This is a genomic window from Acinetobacter lwoffii, assembly GCF_049367455.1.
GTDB classification, from domain to species: domain Bacteria; phylum Pseudomonadota; class Gammaproteobacteria; order Pseudomonadales; family Moraxellaceae; genus Acinetobacter; species Acinetobacter lwoffii_W.
The window spans coordinates 1,545,463-1,569,743 of sequence record NZ_JBMPXW010000001.1; the positions used below are offsets into that span (position 1 = coordinate 1,545,463).

At 36.1% G+C, this 24,281-nt stretch carries 23 protein-coding genes; 21 read left to right on the plus strand and 2 right to left on the minus strand.

Features of this window, described 5'->3' with window-relative positions; all coding sequences use genetic code 11:
* Nucleotides 1-32 precede the first annotated feature (32 nt).
* Both ACO1B7_RS07365 and ACO1B7_RS07370 read right to left on the minus strand, forming a co-directional pair.
* Nucleotides 33-461 carry a low molecular weight protein-tyrosine-phosphatase gene (locus ACO1B7_RS07365; protein WP_423089964.1) on the minus strand — a complete coding sequence of 143 codons (429 nt, stop codon included), beginning with the start codon at nucleotides 459-461 and terminating at the stop codon, nucleotides 33-35.
* The gene (locus tag ACO1B7_RS07370) at nucleotides 461-1,564 is read right to left on the minus strand and encodes a polysaccharide biosynthesis/export family protein (protein ID WP_423089965.1); all 1,104 of its coding nucleotides are present in this window, start codon (nucleotides 1,562-1,564) and stop codon (nucleotides 461-463) included. The genes ACO1B7_RS07365 and ACO1B7_RS07370 overlap by 1 nt, the downstream gene beginning before the upstream one ends.
* A 300-nt stretch (nucleotides 1,565-1,864) precedes the next feature.
* Here ACO1B7_RS07370 and tviB point away from each other — a divergent pair, with 300 nt between their 5' ends.
* From tviB to galU, 21 genes are all read left to right on the plus strand, one after another.
* A complete protein-coding gene (tviB, locus tag ACO1B7_RS07375) occupies nucleotides 1,865-3,163 on the plus strand; it encodes a Vi polysaccharide biosynthesis UDP-N-acetylglucosamine C-6 dehydrogenase TviB (protein WP_423089966.1) in 1,299 nt (432 codons plus the stop codon).
* A 28-nt stretch (nucleotides 3,164-3,191) separates the two neighbouring features.
* Nucleotides 3,192-4,136 carry a Gfo/Idh/MocA family protein gene (locus ACO1B7_RS07380; protein WP_159516560.1) on the plus strand — a complete coding sequence of 315 codons (945 nt, stop codon included), beginning with the start codon at nucleotides 3,192-3,194 and terminating at the stop codon, nucleotides 4,134-4,136.
* A 14-nt stretch (nucleotides 4,137-4,150) separates the two neighbouring features.
* Nucleotides 4,151-4,738 carry a UDP-2-acetamido-3-amino-2,3-dideoxy-D-glucuronate N-acetyltransferase gene (gene wbpD, locus ACO1B7_RS07385; RefSeq protein WP_423089967.1) on the plus strand — a complete coding sequence of 196 codons (588 nt, stop codon included), beginning with the start codon at nucleotides 4,151-4,153 and terminating at the stop codon, nucleotides 4,736-4,738.
* Nucleotides 4,735-5,817 carry a DegT/DnrJ/EryC1/StrS family aminotransferase gene (locus ACO1B7_RS07390; protein ID WP_423089968.1) on the plus strand — a complete coding sequence of 361 codons (1,083 nt, stop codon included), beginning with the start codon at nucleotides 4,735-4,737 and terminating at the stop codon, nucleotides 5,815-5,817. The genes wbpD and ACO1B7_RS07390 overlap by 4 nt, the downstream gene beginning before the upstream one ends.
* A 1-nt stretch (nucleotide 5,818) precedes the next feature.
* Nucleotides 5,819-7,090 carry a lipopolysaccharide biosynthesis protein gene (locus ACO1B7_RS07395; protein ID WP_423089969.1) on the plus strand — a complete coding sequence of 424 codons (1,272 nt, stop codon included), beginning with the start codon at nucleotides 5,819-5,821 and terminating at the stop codon, nucleotides 7,088-7,090.
* Complete coding sequence (locus ACO1B7_RS07400) at nucleotides 7,083-8,264, plus strand: UDP-N-acetylglucosamine 4,6-dehydratase (protein WP_423089970.1); 1,182 nt, start codon at nucleotides 7,083-7,085, stop codon at nucleotides 8,262-8,264. Before ACO1B7_RS07395 ends, ACO1B7_RS07400 begins: the two co-directional genes overlap by 8 nt.
* Nucleotides 8,264-9,412 (plus strand): LegC family aminotransferase, encoded by a 1,149-nt coding sequence (locus tag ACO1B7_RS07405; protein ID WP_423089971.1) that lies wholly within the window; start codon nucleotides 8,264-8,266, stop codon nucleotides 9,410-9,412. The genes ACO1B7_RS07400 and ACO1B7_RS07405 overlap by 1 nt, the downstream gene beginning before the upstream one ends.
* 5 nt (nucleotides 9,413-9,417) lie before the next feature.
* Complete coding sequence (gene neuC, locus ACO1B7_RS07410; protein WP_423089972.1) at nucleotides 9,418-10,554, plus strand: UDP-N-acetylglucosamine 2-epimerase; 1,137 nt, start codon at nucleotides 9,418-9,420, stop codon at nucleotides 10,552-10,554.
* Nucleotides 10,544-11,638 (plus strand): N-acetylneuraminate synthase, encoded by a 1,095-nt coding sequence (gene neuB, locus ACO1B7_RS07415; protein WP_423089973.1) that lies wholly within the window; start codon nucleotides 10,544-10,546, stop codon nucleotides 11,636-11,638. Before neuC ends, neuB begins: the two co-directional genes overlap by 11 nt.
* A 1-nt stretch (nucleotide 11,639) precedes the next feature.
* Nucleotides 11,640-12,287: a PglD-related sugar-binding protein gene (locus tag ACO1B7_RS07420; protein WP_423089974.1), complete on the plus strand. Its 648-nt coding sequence runs from the start codon at nucleotides 11,640-11,642 to the stop codon at nucleotides 12,285-12,287.
* Nucleotides 12,280-13,341, plus strand: coding sequence for a nucleotidyltransferase family protein (locus ACO1B7_RS07425; protein ID WP_423089975.1), 1,062 nt, complete (start codon nucleotides 12,280-12,282; stop codon nucleotides 13,339-13,341). The genes ACO1B7_RS07420 and ACO1B7_RS07425 overlap by 8 nt, the downstream gene beginning before the upstream one ends.
* Nucleotides 13,341-14,045: an acylneuraminate cytidylyltransferase family protein gene (locus ACO1B7_RS07430; RefSeq protein ID WP_423089976.1), complete on the plus strand. Its 705-nt coding sequence runs from the start codon at nucleotides 13,341-13,343 to the stop codon at nucleotides 14,043-14,045. Before ACO1B7_RS07425 ends, ACO1B7_RS07430 begins: the two co-directional genes overlap by 1 nt.
* Nucleotides 14,046-14,108: 63 nt before the next feature.
* Nucleotides 14,109-15,296: a hypothetical protein gene (locus ACO1B7_RS07435; protein ID WP_423089977.1), complete on the plus strand. Its 1,188-nt coding sequence runs from the start codon at nucleotides 14,109-14,111 to the stop codon at nucleotides 15,294-15,296.
* A gap of 65 nt (nucleotides 15,297-15,361) precedes the next feature.
* On the plus strand, nucleotides 15,362-16,408 hold the full coding sequence (locus tag ACO1B7_RS07440) for a hypothetical protein (RefSeq protein WP_423089978.1): 1,047 nt from the start codon (nucleotides 15,362-15,364) through the stop codon (nucleotides 16,406-16,408).
* Nucleotides 16,409-16,634: 226 nt separating this feature from the next.
* Nucleotides 16,635-17,705: a non-hydrolyzing UDP-N-acetylglucosamine 2-epimerase gene (gene wecB / locus ACO1B7_RS07445; RefSeq protein ID WP_423089979.1), complete on the plus strand. Its 1,071-nt coding sequence runs from the start codon at nucleotides 16,635-16,637 to the stop codon at nucleotides 17,703-17,705.
* Nucleotides 17,706-17,711: 6 nt separating this feature from the next.
* On the plus strand, nucleotides 17,712-18,944 hold the full coding sequence (locus ACO1B7_RS07450) for a glycosyltransferase family 4 protein (RefSeq protein WP_423089980.1): 1,233 nt from the start codon (nucleotides 17,712-17,714) through the stop codon (nucleotides 18,942-18,944).
* Nucleotides 18,945-18,969: 25 nt separating this feature from the next.
* Nucleotides 18,970-19,914, plus strand: coding sequence for an NAD-dependent epimerase/dehydratase family protein (locus tag ACO1B7_RS07455; protein ID WP_423089981.1), 945 nt, complete (start codon nucleotides 18,970-18,972; stop codon nucleotides 19,912-19,914).
* A gap of 7 nt (nucleotides 19,915-19,921) precedes the next feature.
* Nucleotides 19,922-20,935: an MraY family glycosyltransferase gene (locus tag ACO1B7_RS07460; protein ID WP_423089982.1), complete on the plus strand. Its 1,014-nt coding sequence runs from the start codon at nucleotides 19,922-19,924 to the stop codon at nucleotides 20,933-20,935.
* Nucleotides 20,928-21,458, plus strand: a complete 531-nt coding sequence (locus ACO1B7_RS07465) for an acetyltransferase (RefSeq protein ID WP_423089983.1) — start codon at nucleotides 20,928-20,930, stop codon at nucleotides 21,456-21,458. The genes ACO1B7_RS07460 and ACO1B7_RS07465 overlap by 8 nt, the downstream gene beginning before the upstream one ends.
* Nucleotides 21,459-21,500: 42 nt before the next feature.
* On the plus strand, nucleotides 21,501-23,375 hold the full coding sequence (locus ACO1B7_RS07470; protein ID WP_423089984.1) for a polysaccharide biosynthesis protein: 1,875 nt from the start codon (nucleotides 21,501-21,503) through the stop codon (nucleotides 23,373-23,375).
* 12 nt (nucleotides 23,376-23,387) lie between these two features.
* Nucleotides 23,388-24,263 (plus strand): UTP--glucose-1-phosphate uridylyltransferase GalU, encoded by an 876-nt coding sequence (gene galU, locus ACO1B7_RS07475; protein ID WP_423089985.1) that lies wholly within the window; start codon nucleotides 23,388-23,390, stop codon nucleotides 24,261-24,263.
* Nucleotides 24,264-24,281 lie beyond the last annotated feature (18 nt).

Genomic DNA, 24,281 nt, shown 5'->3' on the forward strand with positions numbered 1-24,281 from the left:
TTAAATATCAAAAAGTGAAAATATTAAAAAAATTAAATATATTTTTTCCAGTCAGCAATACAGTCTTGAATTAATTGACAGGTGTCATCAAAAAATGTTTGATCATGCTGATATGGATCGGCAATATTTTTACTTTGCCAATGACCTAATCTAAACGTTTTACCTTTGGCAAAAGGCCAGGTTTGTTCTATATGCTTTTGCTGATTTTGACTCATCACAAGAACCAAATCAGCTTTTTTGATCAATTCAGCATCCAGTTTTTTCGCAATATGTGGACTCATATCAATCCCAAAACGTTGCATGCATAGGCTGGCTTTTTCATCGGCTGCATGTCCAACCACGCCCGCAATACCCGCAGACTCAATCTGTAAATGCGGATATTGCTGTTTTAAAAAGTATTCTGCCATGGGGCTACGACAAATATTGCCAATACAAACCACTAAAATATGATTGATTTTCATTAATTCCCCAAACGGTCTAAATTATACAAAGCATTTGAGAATGGGATGATCTGGTTGACGACACGCTGCCAGCGCGCCAAGCCAGAGGCATCGATATACACAATATCATTGCTGCGCATCTTAAACTGATTGGCCAGACCAAAATCAGCAATGCTGGTCAAATCCATCTGGTAGACTTCAGTGTGAGTAGTAGTGGGCTGACTACGCACCACATAAACCTTACTGCGACTGGCAGAAAGTGGATTAAGACCGAGACTTTCACCTAAAACATCACTTAAGCTCATGCCTTGATCACGCAATGCTAAAGATTGGTTTTTACCCGACTCACCCATCACGTAAATTTTTTGATTTTCACGGTTGTTGACATATAGCGTGTCATTTGGCTGGATCAACAAGTGATGCAGTGAAAGCCCTACTTTTTCTAGCTCTACGGTATTTAAACTATATGAACGTCCCTGGCGTACTAATGTAATAGAGGCATTATCACCTTGTTGTGCATTCACACCACCTGCCATACCTAAAGCAGTATAAACACTCACAGGTTGGTCACTTAAGTAAAATTGACCGCCCTTCATCACATTACCTTGTACTGAGTAACGCTGGCCTTGATAAGACAATACTCGTGCAATCACATCTGGGTTTTTCAGGTAACGTGATAATTGGCTGCGTAATTCACGATTGACTTGAGTCAGTGATTTCCCAGCGGCCTTATAACGGCCAATAATGGGAAACTGAATATAACCTTCTGAGTCGATTTGGAAGCCACTGGCTTGAGCAGCTTGATCATTATTAATACTATTGCTAGGAGAGGTGAGTTCAGGATAAGCCCATAAATAAATCGATAGAATGTCGCCTGGACTCAGATTGTAGTTACGATGCTGTGTATTAAACAGATGGGCATATTGTTGTTGAATATTCTGTACAGCAGGCTGAACAGCCATCATAGAATCTTGAGTGAGTTTTATGACATTTACGGTCGTACCGAGGTCGGTTTGAAAAACGCCTTCGCTAGGTAAGTCATATGTTTGTAAACCAGAGGTGACTGCACACCCTGTAGTAGCAATGCCACATGCCAATAAAGCAGCTAGTTGAAAGTGTCGCACACGTTTTCCCAGAGATTATTTTTAAATTTTAAAATTGAAGCTATTCTACCCAAGTTATTGACTATATACATAGCAATTTGTAACTATCTTTCTGGATTGATGATAAAAACTGAATAGAGTCAAAATGTAAATTATTTTAATAGTTACAAATAAAATAATTAATTTTTACAAAAAATATACGCCACGCTGTTTTTGAGAGGATTTGAGCACAAATCATAATAGAAATTTCATAGTTTTCTGCTAGTATGCCTGCCGAAAGATTTAATCTTCATAAGTACAGTACATAAATAAGGCGTTGAAATGCTATCTATTGCAGATTTAAAAATTGCGGTCATTGGGTTAGGTTATGTAGGCTTACCACTTGCGGTTGAATTTGGGAAAAAAGTACCTGTAATTGGTTTTGATATCTATCAAAAAAGAATTGATGAACTTAAAAGTGGCCAAGACCATACCTTAGAAGTTTCTCCAGAAGAACTCAAACAGGCAAATCAGCTTAGCTATTCAGCAAATTTAGAAGATTTAAAAAGCTGTAATTTCTTTATTGTCACTGTACCAACACCTATTGATCAGGTGAATCGTCCTGATCTTACTCCGCTGCAAAAAGCCAGTGAAACGATTGCTAAGGTACTTAAAGTTGGCGATATCGTTGTTTATGAATCAACGGTATATCCCGGTGCAACAGAAGAGATCTGTATTCCTGTGCTAGAAAAAGTATCAGGGCTGAAGTTTAATCAGGACTTTTTTGCCGGTTATAGCCCAGAGCGCATTAATCCGGGCGACAAAATAAATACCTTAACTAAAATTAAAAAAATCACCTCAGGTTCTACCCCTGAAGTGGCTGACCTAGTAGATGCTGTTTATAACAGTATTATTACTGCTGGAACTCATAAAGCAACCAGTATTAAAGTCGCTGAAGCAGCAAAAGTGATTGAAAATACGCAACGTGATTTAAATATTGCCTTGGTTAATGAACTATCAGTAATCTTCGAGCGTCTCGGAATTGATACCTTAGATGTTTTAGAAGCTGCAGGAAGTAAATGGAACTTTTTGCCATTCCGTCCAGGCCTGGTCGGTGGCCATTGCATTGGTGTCGATCCATACTACCTCACCCATAAAGCTGAAGAAGTGGGTTATCATCCTCAGGTGATTTTGGCCGGTCGTCGTATTAATGACAATATGGCACGTTATGTTGCTCGTGCGACGATTAAAAAAATGGTCAAAAATAATATTGATGTGACGCAAGCTACTGTTGGTGTTTTAGGAATTACCTTTAAGGAAAACTGTCCAGACATTCGCAATAGTAAAATCATAGATCTGATTAAAGAGTTTGATCAGTGGGGCATAAAAGTAGCAGTATGCGATCCTTGGGCAGATGCTGAAGAAGTTAAACATGAGTATGGAATTGAATTGGTTCAAGTAGATGCTGAGCATCCGGTAGACAGTTTGGTCGTGGCTGTAGGACATAATGAATTCCGTAATTTAAGTCCTGAACAACTACGTGCTTATACAAAAAGTGAACAACCAGTATTAGCCGATGTGAAAAGCCTGTTTAGCCGAAATGATATGGCTGCTCAAGGTTTTACAGTATTTCGTCTCTAAGATTTATTGATATATAAAAGTGAAAAATATGAAAAAATTTGCCCTGATTGGTGCCGCAGGATATATCGCACCTCGTCATTTAAAAGCCATTAAAGAAACAGGTCATACTTTAGCTGTGGCAATGGATATTAATGACTCTGTTGGAATTATGGACAGTCATTTTCCAGAAGCTGAGTTTTTTACTGAATTTGAAGAATTTGAAGCTTATGTAGAAGATCAAAAACTTAAAGGTGAAAAGCTAGACTATGTCGCTATTTGCTCACCAAACTACTTGCATGCACCCCACATGAAATATGCATTAAAAAATGGGATTGATGTGATTTGTGAGAAGCCTCTGGTTTTAAGTTCAGATGATTTAAATTTACTGTCTGAATACGAAAAACAATATGGTGCAAAAGTAAATTCAATTTTACAGCTACGTTTACACCCATCTATTATTGCTTTACGTGACAAAGTTCAAGCAGCACCTGAAGGTAAAGTTTTTGATGTAGATCTGACCTATCTAACCTCGCGTGGTAAATGGTATTTAAAATCATGGAAAGGTGTAGATAAAAAATCGGGTGGTGTGGCAACTAATATTGGCGTGCATTTTTATGACATGCTGCATTTTATTTTTGGCAAAATTGTAAAAAATGAAGTGCATTATCGTGATGAGAAAACTGCATCAGGTTATTTAGAATATGAACGTGCGCGTGTACGCTGGTTCTTGTCGATTGATGCGAATAACTTGCCTGCAAATGCCGTGAAAGGTGAAAAACTCACTTACCGCAGTATTACCATTGAAAATGAAGAACTTGAGTTTTCAGGTGGTTTTACTGATCTTCATACGCAAAGCTACCAGCGTATCCTAGATGGTAAAGGGTATGGGGTTGAAGAAAACCGTGCTGCAATTGAGACTGTTGAAGTGATTCGTGTTGCACCTTTGGTTGAAAATCCAGCAAATCCGCATCCTTTATTGTCTAAAGTAAAATAAAAAGAGAGAGCATGATGAGTTTTTATCAACATGAAAGTGCAATTGTGGATGAGGGTGCTCAAATTGGTGAGAACTCTCGTGTTTGGCATTTTGTCCATGTCTGTGGCGGTGCCAAAATTGGTCAAGGTGTATCTTTAGGTCAAAACGTATTTGTTGGCAATAAAGTCGTTATTGGGGATCATTGTAAAGTACAGAATAATGTATCGGTTTATGACAATGTCACTTTGGAAGAAGGTGTATTTTGTGGACCAAGCATGGTATTCACCAATGTGTATAATCCACGCTCTTTAATTGAGCGGAAAGATCAATATCGCAATACCTTAGTCAAAAAAGGCGCAACTTTAGGCGCGAACTGTACCATTGTTTGTGGTGTCACGATTGGTGAATATTCATTTGTCGGTGCTGGGGCAGTTATCAATAAAGATGTACCTGCCTATGCATTGATGGTCGGTGTTCCTGCAAAACAAATTGGCTGGATGAGTGAATTTGGCGAGCAATTAGATTTACCTTTAGAAGGTGAAGCCCAAGTGGCGTGTGAACACACAGGGGCAATTTATCGCTTAAATGGTAAGATTGTAACCAAAGAGCAGGCGGCAGCATGATTGAATTTATTGATTTAAAAGCACAGCAGTCACGTATTAAAGCTGAAATTGATGCAGGTATTCAGCAAGTATTGGCACATGGTCAATATATTTTAGGGCCAGAAGTTGCAGAGTTAGAAGAAAAGCTAGCCACTTATGTGGGGGCTAAATATTGTATTACCTGTGCCAATGGTACGGATGCTTTGCAAATTGTACAAATGGCATTTGGGATTGGTCCGGGTGATGAAGTGATCACCCCAGGATTTACCTATATTGCGACTGCTGAAACAGTTGCTGTCTTGGGTGCAACGCCTGTATATGTGGATGTACATCCTAAAACATATAATCTAGATGTAGAAAAGCTCGAAGCTGCTATTACACCTCGTACTAAAGCGATTATTCCTGTCAGTTTATATGGTCAATGTGCTGACTTTGATGCCATTAATGCCATTGCGGCAAAGTATAATCTTCCTGTGATTGAGGATGCTGCACAAAGTTTTGGTGCAACATACAAAGGCCGTAAAAGCTGTAATTTGAGTACAGTGGCTTGTACCAGCTTTTTCCCAAGTAAGCCTTTAGGTTGTTATGGAGATGGTGGGGCGATCTTTACCAATGATGAAGAACTGGCAAAAGTGATCCGTCAAATTGCCCGTCATGGACAAGACCGTCGTTATCACCATGTACGTGTTGGTATGAATAGCCGTTTAGATACCTTACAAGCTGCTATTTTATTGCCAAAATTAGAAATTTTGGATGATGAAATGCAGGCATGTCAGCGTGTAGCTGAAACCTATACCAAGTTATTTAATGAAGCAGGAATTCTGGCGACGCCATTTATTGAATCGCATAATACTAGCGCGTGGGCTCAATATACTATTCAGGTAGAAAATCGTGATCGGGTACAGGCAAAGTTGAAAGAGCAGGGTATTCCTACAGCGGTACATTATCCAATTCCGTTAAATAAACAGCCTGCCGTGGCAGATGCTAATGCAGTGTTGCCTGTAGGGGATGCTGTTGCAGAAAGAGTAATGAGTTTGCCAATGCATCCTTATCTTTCAGAAGAAATTTTAAAAAAAATCGTTCACTCTTTAGTTTCATAAAATGTTAAATAAAAAACTTTTGAGTATCGGAAGCGTTTACCTGATTGCGAATATGGTGAACGCTTCTATTCCATTTTTATTGTTACCTATTTTGACGAGAGTGCTCTCTCCTGAAGATTATGGCATTATTGCCATGTTTACAATCTTATTAACTTTAACCAATGCCTTTGTGGGCTTAAGTGTGCAAGGTGCGGTTAATGTTAATTATTTCAAATTGGACTCTGAGAAGTTTTCAGAATATATTACAAGTTGTATTTTTTTATTGGTATTAAGTGCCTCGGGTGTACTTGTGATTTTGAGTTTTTCAGGTGTATGGTTAGAAAAACTTCTAGGTATTCCTTATAAATGGATTTTAATAGCAATCGGTATTTCTTTTTTTCAATTTCTGAATAAGTTGCAGTTAACAGTTTGGGTTGTAAAAGGTGAGGCGATTAAATATGGAGCTTTACAAATTTCAAATACAGCCCTTAATGCATTTCTATCCCTATTCTTTATTTTTATTATTGGAATGCTTTGGGAAGGAAGACTGTTAGGACAAGCGATAGCCATTTCCATTTTTGGGCTACTGTCAGTTTTTTTGTTGTATAAGCAAAATTTGTTTAAAAAACCTTCAACTCTCAAACTCGATATGCAAGATGCCTTAAAGTTTGGATTGCCTTTAATTCCACATGTTATAGGTGCATTTGCGATTTATAGTATGGATCGAGTGATTATTACAAATTTTTTGGGTGTTGTTGCAGTAGGCATATATATGGTTGGAGTACAGCTTGGTCAAGCTATGGGATTGTTTGCTGACTCCTTTAATAAAGTCTTTTCACCTTGGTTAATGAAATCATTGTCAAATGAAGACATTGATAAACTGGCTATGGTTAAAAAAACCTATTTATCGATGTTTTTAATTTTATGTGTAGGAATGCTTTGGGCTGTTATAGCAACCTATTTCTTACCTTATATCGTTGGTAGTGAATTTCAAGAATCGAAACCTATTATATGGATCATATGTCTTGGGTTTTCATTGCAAGGATTATATTATTTGGTGACCAACTATATATTTTTCACCAAAAAAACTAAGCTATTGGCAATGATTACGTTCACATCTGGTTTAGTCAATATTCCTCTTACATATATGCTAGTAAAATATTACGGAATAGAAGGGGCTGCATACTCATTCTTATGTGTACAAGTTCTGTTTTTTATGTCTGTATGGTATCTATCAGCTAAAGTTTATCCGATGCCGTGGTTATTTTTTATTAAAGGTAAAAAAAATGCTTAATTTAATTGGTCGAGAAAAAGAATTATTTGGTGACGATATTTCCAAATGGAATAATGATCTATTAGAAATTGTTTCACAATCAAGTTTTTTAGTTTTAGGCGGTGCTGGCTCTATTGGTCAGGCAGTTGTTAAAGAAATTTTTAAACGTAATCCACTAAAGCTTCATGTCGTTGATATTTCCGAAAATAATTTAACCGAAGTTGTGCGAGATATCCGCAGTTCATTTGGGTATATAGATGGAGATTTTCAGACCTTTGCCTTAGATATTGGATCCACTGAATATGATGCTTTTATTCAAAATGATGGTGAATATGACTATTTGCTTAATTTATCAGCCTTGAAACATGTGCGTAGTGAAAAAGATCCTTATACTTTAATGCGTATGATTCAGGTCAATATTTTAAATACTGAAAAAACAATAAAGCAGTCAATTGAAAAAGGTGTAAAAAAATATTTTTGTGTCTCCACAGATAAGGCGGCTAATCCTGTCAATATGATGGGTGGATCAAAGCGTATTATGGAAATGTTCCTTATGCGCCAAAGTCAGCATATTGATATTTCCACGGCTCGTTTTGCAAATGTTGCATTTTCAGATGGTTCTTTACTCCATGGTTTTAATCAACGTATTCAGAAAAATCAGCCAATTGCTGCGCCAAATGATATTCGCCGTTATTTCGTTACTCCAAAAGAATCAGGTGAGTTGTGCCTCATGTCTTGTTTATTAGGTGAGAACAGAGATATTTTCTTCCCCAAACTTAGCGAGCATTTACATCTCATTACTTTTGCTGATATAGCAGTTAAATATCTTAATAACCTTGGGTATGAGCCGTATTTGTGTGAGTCTGAGGATGAAGCACGTAGCTTAATTCAGACTTTACCAAAACAAGGTAAATGGCCTTGTTTATTTACAGGAAGTACAACTACTGGCGAGAAAGATTTCGAAGAATTCTTTACCGATAATGAAACTTTAGACATGCAACGTTTTAATAATTTAGGTGTTATTAAAAACGAGCTAAATGTTGAAGAAGATAAGTTGCATGTATTCGAAGAAAAAATTCATGCGATGCTTTTAAATAAGCAGTGGAATAAAGAAGAAATTATTGATCTATTTAACTATATGATGCCTAACTTTGGACACAAAGAAACAGGCTTATATTTAGATGGGAAAATGTAATGGATACTTCTAAATTTAATCAATTTGTACGAGATATTTATCGTACTAATAATTTTACTCCATTACATGAACCGCGTTTTCTTGGCAATGAAAAGAAATATGTGCTTGACACAATTGACAGTACTTTTGTCTCTAGTGTTGGTGCATATGTAAATGACTTTGAAGCAAAAATGCAGCAGTTTACAGGCTGTGCTAAAGCAATTGCGACGGTTAACGGAACAGCTGCATTACATACAGCTCTTTTATTAGCAGGTGTAAAGCGCAACGATATTGTAATTACCCAAGCTTTGACTTTTGTCGCAACGTGTAATGCCTTGTCGTATATTGGTGCGGAACCATTATTTATTGATGTTTCATTGAATACACTAGGTTTGTGTCCAAAGGCATTAGATAGTTATTTGCAAGAAAATACTTTTATTGATGACCAAGGTGTATGTAAACACAAAGCAACTAATAAACGTATTTCTGCAATCGTACCAATGCATACATTTGGCCATCCTGTAGAAATTGATGAGCTTCAACAGGTTGTAACCAAGTGGAATATTGCATTAGTTGAAGATGCTGCTGAAAGTTTAGGTTCTTACTACAAAGGTAAACATACCGGAACTTTTGGTTTAGTTTCAGCACTTAGTTTTAATGGAAATAAAGTCATCACTACAGGTGGTGGCGGTATGGTCTTGTGTCAAGATGAAGAGCTTGGCATAAGAGCGAAGCACATTACGACAACTGCAAAAATACCGCATCCATATGAGTTTTATCATGATGAAAATGGTTTTAACTACCGTTTACCTAATTTGAATGCTGCTTTAGGTTGTGCACAGATGGAAAGCTTAGAAGGCTTTCTTGCTAAAAAGCGTAATTTAGCTCAGCAATATCAAAATTTCTTTAAAGATAGTGATATTTCATTTGTTGTGGAACCTGAAGACTGCCAATCTAACTATTGGTTAAATGCCATTATTTGCAAAGATAAAGCCCAACGAGATGTGATTTTGGATGAAACCAATTCAAATAAAATTATGACTCGTCCGATCTGGACTTTAATGACCAGATTACCAATGTACCAAAATGCATTACAAGGCGATTTAACTAACTCATTATGGTTGGAAGAAAGAGTTGTAAATATTCCAAGTTCGGTTCCTGTGGAGTAATGAGAATGAAAAAAATAGCCGTTTTTACAGGAACTCGAGCTGAATATGGTTTGCTGTATTGGTTAATGCAAGATATTCAGCAAGATCCAGAGCTAGAGTTACAAATTCTAGCTACAGCTATGCATTATTCACCTGAGCACGGTGAAACTTGGAAAACTATTGTACAAGATGGTTTTGAAATTACTGAATCGGTAGAAATGCTGCTGTCATCCGATACATCGTCTGCTGTTGTGAAATCAATGGGTGTTGGCTTACTTGGATTTGCAGATGCATTGAAACGTATGCAACCTGATTTATTGGTTGTTTTGGGGGATCGTTTCGAAGCTTTGGCAGTGACTCAAGCGGCTTTAATCATGCATGTACCTGTTGCACATTTGCATGGCGGTGAAATTACTGAAGGGGCATATGACGAATCAATTCGTCATGCAATCACCAAAATGTCCAATATTCATTTTGCTGCGGCAGAAGAATATAAGAAACGAATTATTCAGTTAGGCGAGCAACCAGAAAAAGTATTCAACGTTGGTGCACTAGGCTTGGATCATATCCAACGTACAACATTTAAAAATATTGCAGAATTGAGCGAATTATATGATTTTGATTTTTCAAAACCATATTTTCTCATTACTTATCATCCTGAAACTAATTTACTAGAAGAAAATGTTGCGCCTTTATTTGATGCACTTAAGCACATAAAAGATGTCAATTTTGTTTTTAGTTATCCAAATGCCGATAATGGTAATACTAACATTGTGAAAGCAATGCTTGATTTAAAAGCACAGTTGCCAGATCGTGTATTACTTGTAAAGAGTTTTGGTATTCAAAATTATTTAAGTGTTTTGAAAAATGCTTTAGCTATGGTGGGTAACTCATCAAGTGGCTTGTCAGAAGCTCCAGCGTTACAGGTTCCAACAGTAAATATTGGTGATCGTCAAAAAGGACGTTTGCGTTGTGAATCTATCCTTGATGTTAAATTAGACAAAAATGAAATTTTAGAAGCATTGCAAAAAGCAATTAATTCCCCAGATGATGAATTGAGTCAAGTTGTTCCACCTTTAGGGCTTGGCAACACTTCTCAGAAAATAATTGAACTTATTAAAACGACGGATTTTAAAAAGAAGGCGCCATTTTATGATCTTTAATCAAGACGAAATTTATGTTATTGCAGAAATTGGTGTAAATCATAACGGTTCTGTCGAGTTGGCAAAAGAGCTTATTTTAAAAGCTAAAGAAAGTGGAGCAGATGCTGTTAAATTTCAAACCTTTAAGGCTGAAGAGGTTTTGTCTGATCAAGCAGATATGGCTGCATATCAAAAAACGAATACGGGTAAAGACTCTAGCCAATTAGAAATGGTTAAAAAGTTAGAGTTAAGCTTTGAAGATACTAAGACATTAAGAGATTTTTCTGAGAATAATGGAATCACTTTTATTTCTACTCCGTTTGATAACGATAGCTTAGATTTTCTTTCAAATGATTTAGATGTTCCTTTTTTGAAAGTGTCTTCAGCAGATATTTCTAATTTACCATTTCTTTATAAAGTTGCATTAACAGGAAAACCTGTAGTGCTTTCAACAGGAACAGCGAGTTTAGGTGATATTGAAAAAGCATTATCAGTATTTACTTATGTTATTGAGTATGGCAAGACGGAATTACCAACGGTTGAAAAGTTAAGGTTGTCTTATGCTAAACAAGCTAATCGACAAGCTCTAAAAAATAAGATTGTAATTTTACATTGTGTAACACAGTACCCTGCAACATTAGAAGGTAGTAACTTACTAGCTATTTCAACGATAGAAAATGCTTTTGGCTTAAATGTAGGATATTCAGATCATACATTGAATGAATATACTGCTATTGCAGCAGTAGCATTGGGTGCAACAATTTTTGAAAAGCATATTACATTAGATAAAAAAATGGACGGCCCAGATCATGCGGCATCTATGGAAATTGATGATTTTAAAAGATACGTTTCGACTTTACGTAAGATAAAGTTAGGCCTTGGTGATGGTATTAAATTTATGCAAGAGCAGGAAAAGGATAATTTCTCACTAGTTAGAAGATCATTAGTTGCGCGTAAAGATATTAAGCAAGGTGAAATATTTACAGAACAAAATATCGTGGCTAAAAGAGCAGGAAAAGTACAGTTATTGCCAGAACAGCTTTGGGAGTTGCTTGGAACTGCTGCAACGAAAAACTATAAAGTTAATGAGTTAATTGAGAAATAATATGATCAAGTTAGCGATTTTCGGAACTAGCGGGTTCTCTAAAGAGGTCCTTGATATTGCATATGATCAGGGCTATGAAGAGTTTGTTTTTCTAACAAATGATGTGTTATCAGAGAATAATATATTAGGGTTTCCAATTCAAAATGAATCATCAATCCCTGAGCTATGTAAAACAGGATATAAGTTTGCAATAGCAGTTGGTAGTGGCGTGATTCGAGAAAAAATCTTTAAAACATATCCTGACTTGCAATATCCAAATTTGATTCATTCAAGCGTAACTTATGGTTATGGTATGAAAGAAGAGTTTGCGAATTCAAAGGGCTTAATTATTGCTGCTGGTGTGAGGGTGACAACCTGCTGTGAATTTGGCAATTTTATTGTTTTAAATTTGAATGTAACTGTTGGGCATGATTCTGTTTTAGAAGATTTTGTGTCAATTATGCCCGGAGCGAATATTTCAGGTAATGTACATTTAGCATGTAAGAGTTATGTTGGTACAGGCGCAACAATTTTACAAGGCAAAGATGAGAGTAATCGTATGCTCATTGGTACTAAATCTGTTGTAGGTGCTGGTTCAGTTGTAGTTAAACCTGTAGCAGAGGGAGTTGTTGTAGTTGGAGCTCCTGCTAAGGAGCTAAAACGTGATTAGAGATGTTAATAAAATAGTTTTGCATAAAAATGATACGGTTTTGAAAGCATTAGAGCTACTTGATTTATATGCTTTAAGAATTGTTTTGGTTGTAGATGATAACAATCAGTTAATCGGTAGTATTACAGATGGTGATATCCGTAGAGGTCTTTTAAAAGGGCAAGATTTACATGCACCTGTTGATACAATTATGCATACCAACCCATATAGCATTGAGGAAGGTAGCTTAGATAATCGTCAGATTTTTGAGATCATGCGTGAAAAAAGCTATCTGGCATTACCTATAATTAAAAATAATCAACTCGTTAATATTATTACGCTTGATGATTTGATTCGTAAAAAGCGCAAAGAAAATCCAGTTTTTATTATGGCTGGAGGTTTTGGTACGCGTTTGCGCCCACTTACAGATACATGCCCGAAACCGATGTTACCTGTTGGGGGTAAGCCTTTACTAGAAACCATTATTTCAAGCTTTAAAAATCAAGGTTTTTACAAATTTTATATTTCTACCCACTATTTACCAGAAGTGATTAATGAGCATTTTGGTAATGGCGAGAAGTTTGACGTACAGATTCAATATGTACATGAAACTGATCCGCTTGGAACTGGCGGTGCATTGAGTTTATTGCCAGCATCAGATATTAAATTGCCATTCATTGTGATTAATGGTGATGTACTCACAAATATGAATTTTGAAAAATTATTGGATTTTCATGAAAAGCGCGAAGCTATTGCTACGATGTGCGTGCGAGAGTTCCAATATCAAATTCCTTATGGCGTAGTTAACTCCGAAGATAATGTAATACAAAGTATGACTGAAAAACCAAGTTATTTCTTTGATATTAATACAGGAATTTATGTCATTTCGCCCAAATTGTTGGCACAAGTTAATGCACAGTTTATTGGTATGCCAACTATCTTAGAACAGCAAATGGAAAAGAAAAATAAAGTTTTAAGCTACCCATTACATGAATATTGGCTCGATATCGGTCAGATGGAAGACTATAACCGTGCGCAACGAGATATTGTAAATTTAGATTTTGGTAAATATTAATGTTAGATAAATTCTATGTAACTGCATTGATTCCAGCTCGTGGAGGAAGCAAGAGGTTACCTCGTAAAAATGTGAAACTACTCAATAGTAAACCTCTAATTGCTTGGAGTGTAGAAGTAGCTAAAGCTTCTAAATACATAGATCGAGTGATTGTATCCACTGAGGATGAAGAAATTAAACAGATTTCTGAACAGTATGGAGCAGAAGTACCATTTATACGACCAGAGCATTTATCTAATGATACAGCTTCTAGTTTTGATGTTATAAAGCATGCTATAGAACAGTTAGGTATTGAGGACCAAAATCATCTGATAGTTTTGTTGCAACCTACTTCTCCGCTAAGAACAACTTTTGATATAGATAAGGCATTAGAGTTTTTTAAAACTAATGATGCAGATGGTGTTGTTTCGATATCTGAGTGTGAACACAGCCCATTATGGGCCAATAGTTTGCCAGAGAATTTTTCTATGAAAAATTTTATACGACCAGAATTGGTTGGAAAGCGCAGTCAAGATCTACCTAAATACTATAGACTAAACGGATCTATATATATATATCAGACTCAAAAGTTATTGAGTGCTAATAAGATATTCTATAACGCTAAAGTTTTTGGCTTTGAAATGAGTCATCAATCTTCGGTTGATATTGACAGTAAATTAGATTTTTTAATTGCAGAAGCTATTATAAAAGATTCTACTGTTTAAAGTTTAGATAATTAAGAACTATAGTTAGTAAAGACTAAAGAATGGATATGTAAGAGTACTGAAATGCAAATTTTACTATTGGTTATAGGAGCATATCTATTTCTTCCTATTTTAGGCGAGTTGACTTTATTAATTACAGGCGACCAGATAGTAGCAGGAGATGTAACATGGGGGCTGTTTTTTAGTAACTTAATATATTCTTCTATAGTTTATGGAATAATATTATTTTTTTATATTAGTAAAAAAAATAATAAAATCGGTTTTATTGCTGAATCTAAAGATAAAAGAACAGTAAAAAGAATAGCTGTTTTTATTACTTTTTTGTGTCTGGCGATGTTTTATTTTTCTGGTTATGATTATCTAATAAGGGGTATACATAGAGGTGAAATTAGAATTGAACAAGGGTTATTAGGTTTTGTTTCAAAGTGGATTATGATATATGCTATTCCTGTTTTATTTTTCATTAACAGTGTGATTGTTTATAGAAATAGAAAAATATTTTTTTTAAATTATTATATATATCTCATAGGAGCTTTAAGTGCCATATTTACTGGATATAAGTTTGTTCTAGTATTTTGCTTTATCCCAGTTTTAGTTGTTGCACTTTATCACAAAAATATTGTAAAAACATTATTGCTTGTTGCACCGATGGTTTTATTGGTGTTAACAATTACTACTAAATTTGTGATGAATTATGATTCATATCTGGAATCATTTAATTTTCTTATACATAGAATGACGATTATGTCAGCTTTTGGCACCATTGGAGTTTGGAACTATTACCCAAATGGTGCTAGTTTTTCAGAAGTGATGAGGCTAACTTATAGTATATTTGGTAATAAGATTAATCATTTTATATTTGGTATAGAATTTAATTCAATTGAAATCCTTGATACAAATTTGTCAAGAAAGATGACATATTTAGTATACCCATCATGGGAAACAGCTTTATCGGGCACTTCTAACATTACTGTAACTAATTTTGGGGAGGCAATTTACATTTTTGGAAAAAATTATTGGATTTATGCAGTTGCATGTGGAGGAGTATTTTCTTTTGTTATTTTAAAACTAATAACAAATATTAACAAAGGTAATATTATAAAGTCATCAATGTATTTAATTTACATATTAAGTGTTTTATTGGTTTGGTTGAACTCATCATCAATTTTTACATTATTTAGTTTGCCAGTTTTTATTTATTTGTTAATGACTTATATTATGCTGATGATTTTGCTTAAAACTAAGTTTTAGGGGTGCTTGTTTTGTTTAGATTATTTTTATACCATATAAGTAAAATCTTTGTTAATAGAGATTTTATGATGAACTTTGATGGAAAAGTTTTTAATAACTTAAAAGCTATAGAAAGCATAAACTACATCGATAGATCATTCTTACAATATAAAAGTCAGATAAAGAATATACATATTTTAAATTATTTGTTGCTAACTTTATCTATATTTTTAATATTTTTACCTTTATTGATAATTTTCAAGGTTAGGAGGGGAAGTATTAATCAAGGAGATATTATAGCAGTTTTACCTAATAAGAATATTTTACCAGAAACATTTAAAGGTAAAAGAATTGTATATATTAGAAAGTTTTTTAACTTTGAGGTAAATTTAAAAGATATTGTATTTCTTTATAAATTAATTTTCAGGCATTTTTTCCACTTTTATTTTTGGGTTAAATGCGTTTTAGTCGTATTGAGTTATAGTGGTATAGCCAAGCGCAGCGAAGCTGAAGTCTTAGTTTCAAATGAGTACTCTTTTGCATCCTCTGTATTAACTTTATATTTAAACTCATATGGGAAAATCGTATCAAACTGTATGCATGGTGAAAAGGTCTTATGTCAGAGAGATTGTTTCTCAACTTATGATAATTTTTATGTTTGGGATAGTTATTATATTAATTTGTTAAAAAAAATGAATGTAAAAGCTAATTTTTTTATATCAACTTGTGATGCTTTAGACTTAAATATTGAAAATAATAATACAAATAATAACATAGTTTTTTATTTGCAAGGTATCGAAAAAATTAATGATTTAAGAATCATTAAGGATAAATTAATTATTTTATCAAAAAAGTATGATTGTCCTTTTTTTGTAAAACCCCATCCAAGATATTTAAGTAATGAATTAAGAATGATTTTTGACGAAAGTGAAATTTTAAATTTAGACTTTAATGAAGCAATTAAAATCACAAGCATTATTTGTAGTAATTATTCAACAGTATTATTTCAGGTTTATGCATATCGAAAAAAAAATAATTTAGAACACCCTGTAATTGTCGTAAATGATTTGGTTTCTTTACCTCTCATGTATATTATGAAAGACAAAGCAGACCATTTATTTAGTGAAATTTAAAGAAAAGCGTTTCATTAAAGTAATTTTTAGATTTAATATATGAAATATCCAATATGATGGATGAGTTTATAATGTAAAATCTTTAAAGTTCTATGCTCAGCAGCGCATTATTTACTTTTAACAACAGGTGATTCTAAATTAGAAGGTATTATGAGGAACTTTAGTAATGTTTGAATATTGTGTTATTGTAACCTTCTGAAATTATTAAGTTATTAAAGGTAAAGTAATGAAAATATTAACTGTGATTGGCGCGCGCCCACAATTTATTAAAGCCAGTGTAGTATCGGCTGCAATCGAAAGAGCAGAAGGACTTACTGAGGAAATTATTCATACAGGGCAACATTTTGATTCTAATATGTCGAATATTTTCTTTGACCAACTGCGTATTCCAAAACCACATTATCAGCTAGATATTAATAGCGGTAGCCACGGTTCTATGACTGGTCGTATGCTAGAAGCGATTGAAAAAATTTGTCTTGAGTCAAAACCTGACCGTTTGATGGTATATGGTGATACGAATTCAACACTAGCAGGTGCACTAGCAGCATCTAAATTACATATTCCTGTTGCACATATTGAAGCGGGTTTACGTAGTTTTAATATGCGTATGCCTGAAGAAATTAATCGTATTTTAACAGATCAGGTGAGTGATATTTTATTTTGTCCAACAGAAACAGCAGTTAAAAACTTAAAAAATGAAGGATTTGAATCTAAACCTGTTCAAGTTTTAAATGTTGGTGATGTGATGCAAGATTCATCAATGTTTTTTGCCGAGCGAGCAGAAAAGGGCGAAGCTCTTACAAATGTACCTGAATCTAATTTTATTGTTGCAACATTACATCGTGCTGAAAATACAGATGACCCTGTGCGTTTAAAAGCTATTGTAGATGCTTTAAATTATATTCATCAGAATATATTACCTGTCGTCCTCCCTCTGCATCCACGTACACAAAAAGTGGTGAAATCTTTAGGTTTGCAACTAAACATGTTGGTATTGGAACCTGTGGGCTATTTAGAAATGATCTGGTTATTAAAGCATTGTAATGCTGTAGTTTCCGATAGCGGTGGTGTGCAAAAAGAAGCGTTCTTCTTTAAAAAGCCATGTATTACCATGCGTGACCAAACTGAATGGGTTGAATTAATTGAAAATGGTGTAAATGTACTTGCGGGTGCTGATACTCAAAAAATTATTGAGTGCACTCAAGCGATGTTAAGCAAAACCATTGAAGATCCTTTCAATCTGTATGGTGGTGGACAAGCCTCTCAAAATATTGCCAATGTATTAGCGGGTATTTAAATTCTTATGAGCCAACAAAAAACAATTTGGATGATTAATCAGTACGCATCAACTCCAGACACAGGATTCATTGGTAGACATTATTATCTGGCTGAAGAATTATCAAAGTTAGGTTATCGTGTTTATGTTGTTGCAGCTTCTTATGCACATAGTCAAAGTAACCCTGTTTCATTTGATGGGGGCTATCGCGTTGATACATTTAATGAAAATTTTAAATTTGTTTGGCTCAAAGTTCCTGCTTATGATAAATCAACGAGTAAGCGTCGAGTCTTAAACTGGTTCGAATTTGCTTATAAAATCACTGGCCTTAATAAAATTATTCCGCATAAACCCGACGTGATTTTATATTCATCTTTAAGTCTAGTAGGTTATTTGGGTGCTGAAAGATTGGCACTTAAGAATAAAGTACCTTTATTTTTTGAAGTACGTGATATTTGGCCATTAAGTTTAGTGGAAATAGGCGGTGTTGCACCATCACACCCTTTTGTACGCTTTTTACAGTGGGTTGAGGATAGGGCTTATAGAAAGTCAGATAAGGTTATTTCCAATTTAAAAAATTCTGTAGAACATATGGTATCAAGAGGGCTTGATCCACAAAAATTTCATTGGATTCCAAATGGTATTTCTAATAGTGAAGTATCCCAAAGTCAGTCACTTGATATTCAGTTACAGGCTAAAATTCCCAAAGATAAGTTTATAATCGGTTATACAGGGAGTATAGGAATAGCTAACTGTCTGCAAAATTTGCTGGATGCTGCACATTCCTTACAAAATGATCCTAACTATATTTTTGTGATTGTAGGTAAAGGAGAATATAAATCTGTTTTACAACAACGAGTTTTAGATGAAAAATTGGACAATGTTCTGATTTTGGATCCTATTCCTAAAACTCAGATACAAAGCATGCTTGGTCTTTTTAATATTTGTTATATCGGTTTAAAAGATGATCCTTTATTCAAATATGGTGTATCTCCAAATAAACTGTTTGATTATTTTTATGCAGCAAAACCGATAATTTATGCAATTGATTCGGGAGCATATCACCCAGTGATTGATGCAAATGCAGGATATGAAATAAAACCAGAAAACTCTACTGGGTTGGTACAAGCAATTCGTCATATAGCCTCTTTAAGTGAAGAAGAACGTCATCAAATGGGCTTGAATGGGCGTAAATATGTTGAGGAATGGCATGATTACGGTTCATTAGCTAAAAAATTAGAAAATACATTGTTTAATTGAGGTAGGTAAAAGGGTTTATTTATTCATGAATATTCTATTAACGGGTACTTCAGGCTTTGTTGGTAAAACATTGTTGCATCAATTAAACCAATCTAAAAAACATTATATTACTGTTTTAACAAGAGCAAAAATTTCTGTTTTTGATAATTGTATTCATCAAATTGTAAGTGAAAATATATTTGAATGTGATTGGAAAAGTAATGTAGATGTTGTTATTCATTTAGCAGGTCGTGCCCATATTTTAAATGATCAAAGCGTAGATCCACTAACTGAATTCCGTAAGGTCAATGTAGAAGGGACATTACAACTGGCTCGTCAGGCTTTAGAAAAAAAAGTAAAACGCTTTATTTTTATGAGCTCTATAGGTGTGAATGGTTCTGTTACAAAACAGCAGCCCTTTACAGAAGATGCTCTGCCACAACCCCATGCAGATTACGCGGTTTCTAAACTAGAAGCGGAACAAGAACTTAAAAAGCTATTTGCTGGATCAGACACAGAATTAGTAATTATTCGTCCTCCCTTGGTTTATGCAGCACATGCACCAGGTAACTTTGCTCGACTGCTCAAACTAGTTTCAACCAATTTACCTTTACCTTTTGCACGTACACAAAACAAACGCAGTTTTGTCGCACTTGAGAACTTGGTCGATTTTATTCAGGTTTGTATTGAACATCCCAATGCTGCCAACCAGACATTTTTAGTGGCAGATCAGAACAGTATTTCCACCCGAGAATTGGTTCAATACTTAAAACAGGGTATGGGAAAAACCCCATATTTTATTTATATTCCACAGCCTCTTATGAAACTAGGGGCTGCATGTGTAGGTAAATCGAAACTTTATGAACAACTGTTTGAATCACTTGAAGTAGATGCTTCCAAGGCTCAAAATTTGTTGGGCTGGACAGCTCCGTTAAGTACCCAGCAAGCCATGCGACAAGCAGGTCAAAACTATTTAAAAATGAAAGAGTAATTCACGTATGTCAATTCTTGCACAGAGCATTGTATTTTTTATACTGACATTACTATTTACAGGCTACATGCGGCATTACGCCCTAAAGAAAAATATTATAGACAACCCCAATGAGCGAAGCTCCCACAGTGTACCTACCCCACGCGGTGGTGGTGTAGCTGTGGTGTGTAGCTATTTATTGGCGTTGGCTGTACTGATCTATAGCCAACAACTGACAGTCCATATAGGTTTAACCCTTATGGGGGCAGGCTTTGTCATCGCACTGCTTGGTTTCTTAGATGATCATGGGCATATCAACTCCATGTTGCGTCTAGCCATCCATTTTCTAGTGGCTATAGGTGCGGTGATCAGTTTAGGTGGTTTTGCCGAAGTCACTATATTTAATGGTCTGCAACTCGGCTTTGTAGCCAATATCATTGCGGTATTATTTTTGGTGTGGTTACTCAATCTGTATAATTTTATGGATGGCATTAATGGTATTGCCAGTGTTGAAGCCATCACGACTACAGCCAGTATGGCAATTTTGTACTATCTGCTAAATACATCGCTGAATTCAGATCTACTTTGGTTATTAGCTGCCTGCATATTTGGCTTCCTATTATGGAACTTTCCCAAAGCCAAAATTTTTATGGGCGATGCCTGTAGTGGGTTTTTAGGGCTAACATTAGGGATTTTGGCATTAATTGCCCTCAAAGAAAACTTGGCGCTGTTTTGTGCATGGATTATTTGTCTAGGTGTATTTGTGGTCGATGCGACTTATACCCTGATTAAACGCGTGCTCAGTGGCTATAAAATGTATGATGCGCATCGCAGCCACAGCTATCAAATTTTATCGCGTAAATGGGGCAGCCATACGCCAGTGACTTTGGCGGTAGCAGCTATTAATTTATTGTGGCTCTTTCCAATCGCCTATATCACGACCATCCAACAATGGGCGTATCCTGAATTCGCGATATTGATTGCTTATTTACCATTAGTATTCTTGGCCATCAAATTGAAAGCAGGAAATCCTGATGCCTGAAAAAAAATTGCTTATTTTAGGAGCAGGCGGTTTTGGCCAAACAATTGCTGAAGTTGCTAAACTTTTAGGTAATTGGGAGAGTATTTCTTTTGTTGATGATCGATGGCCTGAGCAGCAATGGGCAGGTTGTTATCCTATTGTTTCAAATATTCAAAACTTATCTTTAATCAAGCAACAAAATTTTGAGGCCATCGTTGCCGTTGGAAATAACCAAATACGACAAAAATGGCAACAATTACTGCTTGATTTATCTATACCTCTCACGAATATTATACATCCACAAACCGTTATTGCTCCGAGTGCGAAAATAGGACAGGGCGTAAGTATTATGGCTGGGTGTGTTATCGGAACGAATACGATTATCCAAGATGGTACTATTTTAAATATGGGTACATTATTGGATCATGATGTGGTGGTTGAACACTTTGTACACTTAAGTATTGGGGTGAAAGTTGCAAGTAATAATATTATCCCTACATTTTCTTTCTTGGAAGTGGGAAGTATCATAGAACATAAGTCTTAATAACAACTTCTTTAAATTAAGATATGACGTGCTGAAAAATATATGAAATCTCTTGTAATTCCTCTGGTTGAATCTCCACGTTCAGCAAAACTCGCATTTTTAGTCATTTTAGACTTTTGTATTTTCCCTGTTCTAATCTGGCTGTGTTATGCCATCCGCCAGTTTGACCTCGGCGCAGAAGTTGTACCCAATATTCCTTTTGGTGCGGTTTGGGTCAGTGCTATTGCTGTTTTGGCTCTATTTCTCTGCGGTGTATATCGCTTTATTGTGCGTACCTTCAATGAATTTTTTATTGTTAAACTGGGTTTGGCAACGATCTTATCCGTGATTGGTCTGTATTTATTGGCTTATAGCACACATGCCTTTATTCCGACATCCATCCCGTTGATGTTTGGCTTTATGATGTTTGCCTGGGTCTGGTTTAGCCGCGGTTTTATCCGTTTTATCGTGCGTTCTTATTTACAGGCCGGAGTGCCTAAAAAACGGATCGCGATTTACGGCGCTGGGAATGCAGGGCAGCAGGTGGCAGCCACCTTAAATCGCTCCAATGAGCATGTGCCGATTATATTTATTGACGATGATCCGTCTTTAAATGGCCAAAATATTGGTGGGATTCAAGTTTATTTACCAAATATTGCCTTGAAATATCTCCCTAAATTAAAGATTAGTGAAATTTTGATTGCACTGCCCTCAGTCGGGCGGATACGTAAAAGTGAAATCGTTAAATTTTTAGAACCGGCGCATCTTAAAATTACTGAAATTCCGGGTCTGACCAAACTGGTCGATGGTGAAATTCGCATTTCCGATATTCAGGAAGTGGATATTATTGACCTGCTGGGCCGCGATCCGGTACCTCCGGTGGCAGAACTTTTAGCTAAAAATATTCAAGATAAAGTGGTGATGGTGACTGGTGCAGGTGGCTCAATTGGTTCTGAGCTTTGTCGCCAGATTATTAAAAACCAGCCGGCCAAAATTATTATTTATGAACTGACAGAATTTGCTTTATATAGTATTGATAAAGAATTACGTCTCACAGCATCATGTGAAATTATTCCAATCCTGGGCTCAGTACTGGATGAACGCAAGCTGGAGCGGGTGATTGAACAATATGAGATCCAAACAGTTTATCATGCAGCGGCTTATAAACATGTACCTCTGGTGGAGTGTAACCCATTAGCAGGCCTGAAAAATAACGCGGTGGGAACGGCATTTAGCGTCAATGCTGCGGTGAAAAAAGGCGTCGAAACCTTTGTACTGATTTCAACCGATAAAGCGGTACGTCCGACCAACGTGATGGGTGCGACCAAACGGATGGCCGAGCTGTATTGTCAGGCCATGGCAGAAGCGCAAGATCAGACCCAAATTAGCATTGTCCGCTTTGGGAATGTTTTAGGTTCTTCGGGTTCGGTGGTGCCATTGTTTAAACAGCAAATTGCCAAAGGTGGGCCTATCACGGTAACTCATCCTGAAGTAACCCGCTACTTTATGACCATTCCAGAAGCTTCGCAATTGGTGATTCAGGCGGGTGCTTTGGGTCAGGGAGGCGATGTATTCCTGCTGGATATGGGGGAACCTGTACGCATTCAGGACTTGGCCCGTCAAATGATTGCACTGAGTGGTTTAAAAGTACGAGAAACAGGCAGTCAGGAAGGTGATATTGAAATTCAATATTCAGGCTTACGTCCAGGCGAAAAACTCTACGAAGAATTGTTGATTGACGAAGAAAATACAGAAATTACTGCACATACCCGTATTCTAAGATCGGTGGAAAAGCATTATCCATTGGCAGAAATTCTGGAGGTCTTTAACCGTATGCATGAACTTTCAGCGACGCAGCCCGATATTGAATGGGCATTGACCCAGCTGGAATACTATGTCGATGGTTATGTCCGTGGTAATGAAATTCAAGTGAACTAGGTTTTTATAAATATGATCAAGAAAGCAATTCTTCCAGTGGCCGGCCTCGGTACGCGTTTTTTACCAGCCAGTAAATCGATTCCCAAAGAAATGGTGACTGTGGTCGACCGTCCGGCGATTGAATATGTGGTACGTGAAGCGGTAGCCGCCGGGATTGAACAAATTATTTTGGTGACTCATTCTTCAAAAGCATCGATTGAAAGTTACTTCGATCGTAATTTTGAACTTGAAACCACACTTGAGCAAAAAAACAAAACCGATTTACTTAAAGAAATTACTGAAATTCTGCCTAGCGGTGTAAGTATTATTAGTGTACGTCAACCGCAGCCTTTGGGCTTGGGCCATGCGGTACTGTGTGCCAAAGCCGTGATTGGCGATGAAGATTTTGCGGTATTATTACCAGATGTGCTGGTCAAGGATCAGGATCCGGAAAATGATTTGTCTCGCATGATTCAACGCTATGATGTATCTCAAGCAGCACAAATCATGGTCGAAGCGGTACCTGAACATCTGGTGGACCAGTATGGGATTGTCGATGTGGCCGCATCTCCGGCCGAAGGCGAAAGCATTGTCATGCAAGGGATTGTTGAAAAACCGGCAGTCGGCACTGCACCATCGAATCTGTCTGTGGTTGGACGTTATGTCCTGCCAGCAAAAATCATGCAGCTTCTGGAACAGACACCACGCGGGGCAGGCAATGAAATTCAGCTCACCGATGCGATTGCCATGTTACAGCAGACTGAAGCAGTGGAAGCTTATCGTATGAAAGGTCAAACTTTTGACTGTGGCAACAAGCTCGGCTATCTTAAAGCTGTATTACATTATGGGGTTGATCATCCCAAGCTTGGTCGCGAGTTTAAAGCGTTGATCCAAGAACTCGCTTTATAATAAAAAATAATAACAAAG

What these genes read in the sequence shown, in the direction of transcription:
- wbpD (WP_423089967.1), top strand. Translation starts at nt 4,151, where the DNA reads ATGAGTTTTTATCAACATGAAAGTGCAATTGTGGATGAGGGTGCTCAA.
- wecB (WP_423089979.1), top strand. Translation starts at nt 16,635, where the DNA reads ATGAAAATATTAACTGTGATTGGCGCGCGCCCACAATTTATTAAAGCC.
- ACO1B7_RS07430 (WP_423089976.1), top strand. Translation starts at nt 13,341, where the DNA reads ATGTTAGATAAATTCTATGTAACTGCATTGATTCCAGCTCGTGGAGGA.
- ACO1B7_RS07435 (WP_423089977.1), top strand. Translation starts at nt 14,109, where the DNA reads ATGCAAATTTTACTATTGGTTATAGGAGCATATCTATTTCTTCCTATT.
- ACO1B7_RS07465 (WP_423089983.1), top strand. Translation starts at nt 20,928, where the DNA reads ATGCCTGAAAAAAAATTGCTTATTTTAGGAGCAGGCGGTTTTGGCCAA.
- neuC (WP_423089972.1), top strand. Translation starts at nt 9,418, where the DNA reads ATGAAAAAAATAGCCGTTTTTACAGGAACTCGAGCTGAATATGGTTTG.
- neuB (WP_423089973.1), top strand. Translation starts at nt 10,544, where the DNA reads ATGATCTTTAATCAAGACGAAATTTATGTTATTGCAGAAATTGGTGTA.
- tviB (WP_423089966.1), top strand. Translation starts at nt 1,865, where the DNA reads ATGCTATCTATTGCAGATTTAAAAATTGCGGTCATTGGGTTAGGTTAT.
- ACO1B7_RS07380 (WP_159516560.1), top strand. Translation starts at nt 3,192, where the DNA reads ATGAAAAAATTTGCCCTGATTGGTGCCGCAGGATATATCGCACCTCGT.
- ACO1B7_RS07455 (WP_423089981.1), top strand. Translation starts at nt 18,970, where the DNA reads ATGAATATTCTATTAACGGGTACTTCAGGCTTTGTTGGTAAAACATTG.
- ACO1B7_RS07400 (WP_423089970.1), top strand. Translation starts at nt 7,083, where the DNA reads ATGCTTAATTTAATTGGTCGAGAAAAAGAATTATTTGGTGACGATATT.
- ACO1B7_RS07470 (WP_423089984.1), top strand. Translation starts at nt 21,501, where the DNA reads ATGAAATCTCTTGTAATTCCTCTGGTTGAATCTCCACGTTCAGCAAAA.
- ACO1B7_RS07395 (WP_423089969.1), top strand. Translation starts at nt 5,819, where the DNA reads ATGTTAAATAAAAAACTTTTGAGTATCGGAAGCGTTTACCTGATTGCG.
- ACO1B7_RS07460 (WP_423089982.1), top strand. Translation starts at nt 19,922, where the DNA reads ATGTCAATTCTTGCACAGAGCATTGTATTTTTTATACTGACATTACTA.
- ACO1B7_RS07450 (WP_423089980.1), top strand. Translation starts at nt 17,712, where the DNA reads ATGAGCCAACAAAAAACAATTTGGATGATTAATCAGTACGCATCAACT.
- ACO1B7_RS07420 (WP_423089974.1), top strand. Translation starts at nt 11,640, where the DNA reads ATGATCAAGTTAGCGATTTTCGGAACTAGCGGGTTCTCTAAAGAGGTC.
- ACO1B7_RS07405 (WP_423089971.1), top strand. Translation starts at nt 8,264, where the DNA reads ATGGATACTTCTAAATTTAATCAATTTGTACGAGATATTTATCGTACT.
- galU (WP_423089985.1), top strand. Translation starts at nt 23,388, where the DNA reads ATGATCAAGAAAGCAATTCTTCCAGTGGCCGGCCTCGGTACGCGTTTT.
- ACO1B7_RS07365 (WP_423089964.1), bottom strand. Translation starts at nt 461, where the DNA reads ATGAAAATCAATCATATTTTAGTGGTTTGTATTGGCAATATTTGTCGT.
- ACO1B7_RS07440 (WP_423089978.1), top strand. Translation starts at nt 15,362, where the DNA reads ATGATGAACTTTGATGGAAAAGTTTTTAATAACTTAAAAGCTATAGAA.
- ACO1B7_RS07390 (WP_423089968.1), top strand. Translation starts at nt 4,735, where the DNA reads ATGATTGAATTTATTGATTTAAAAGCACAGCAGTCACGTATTAAAGCT.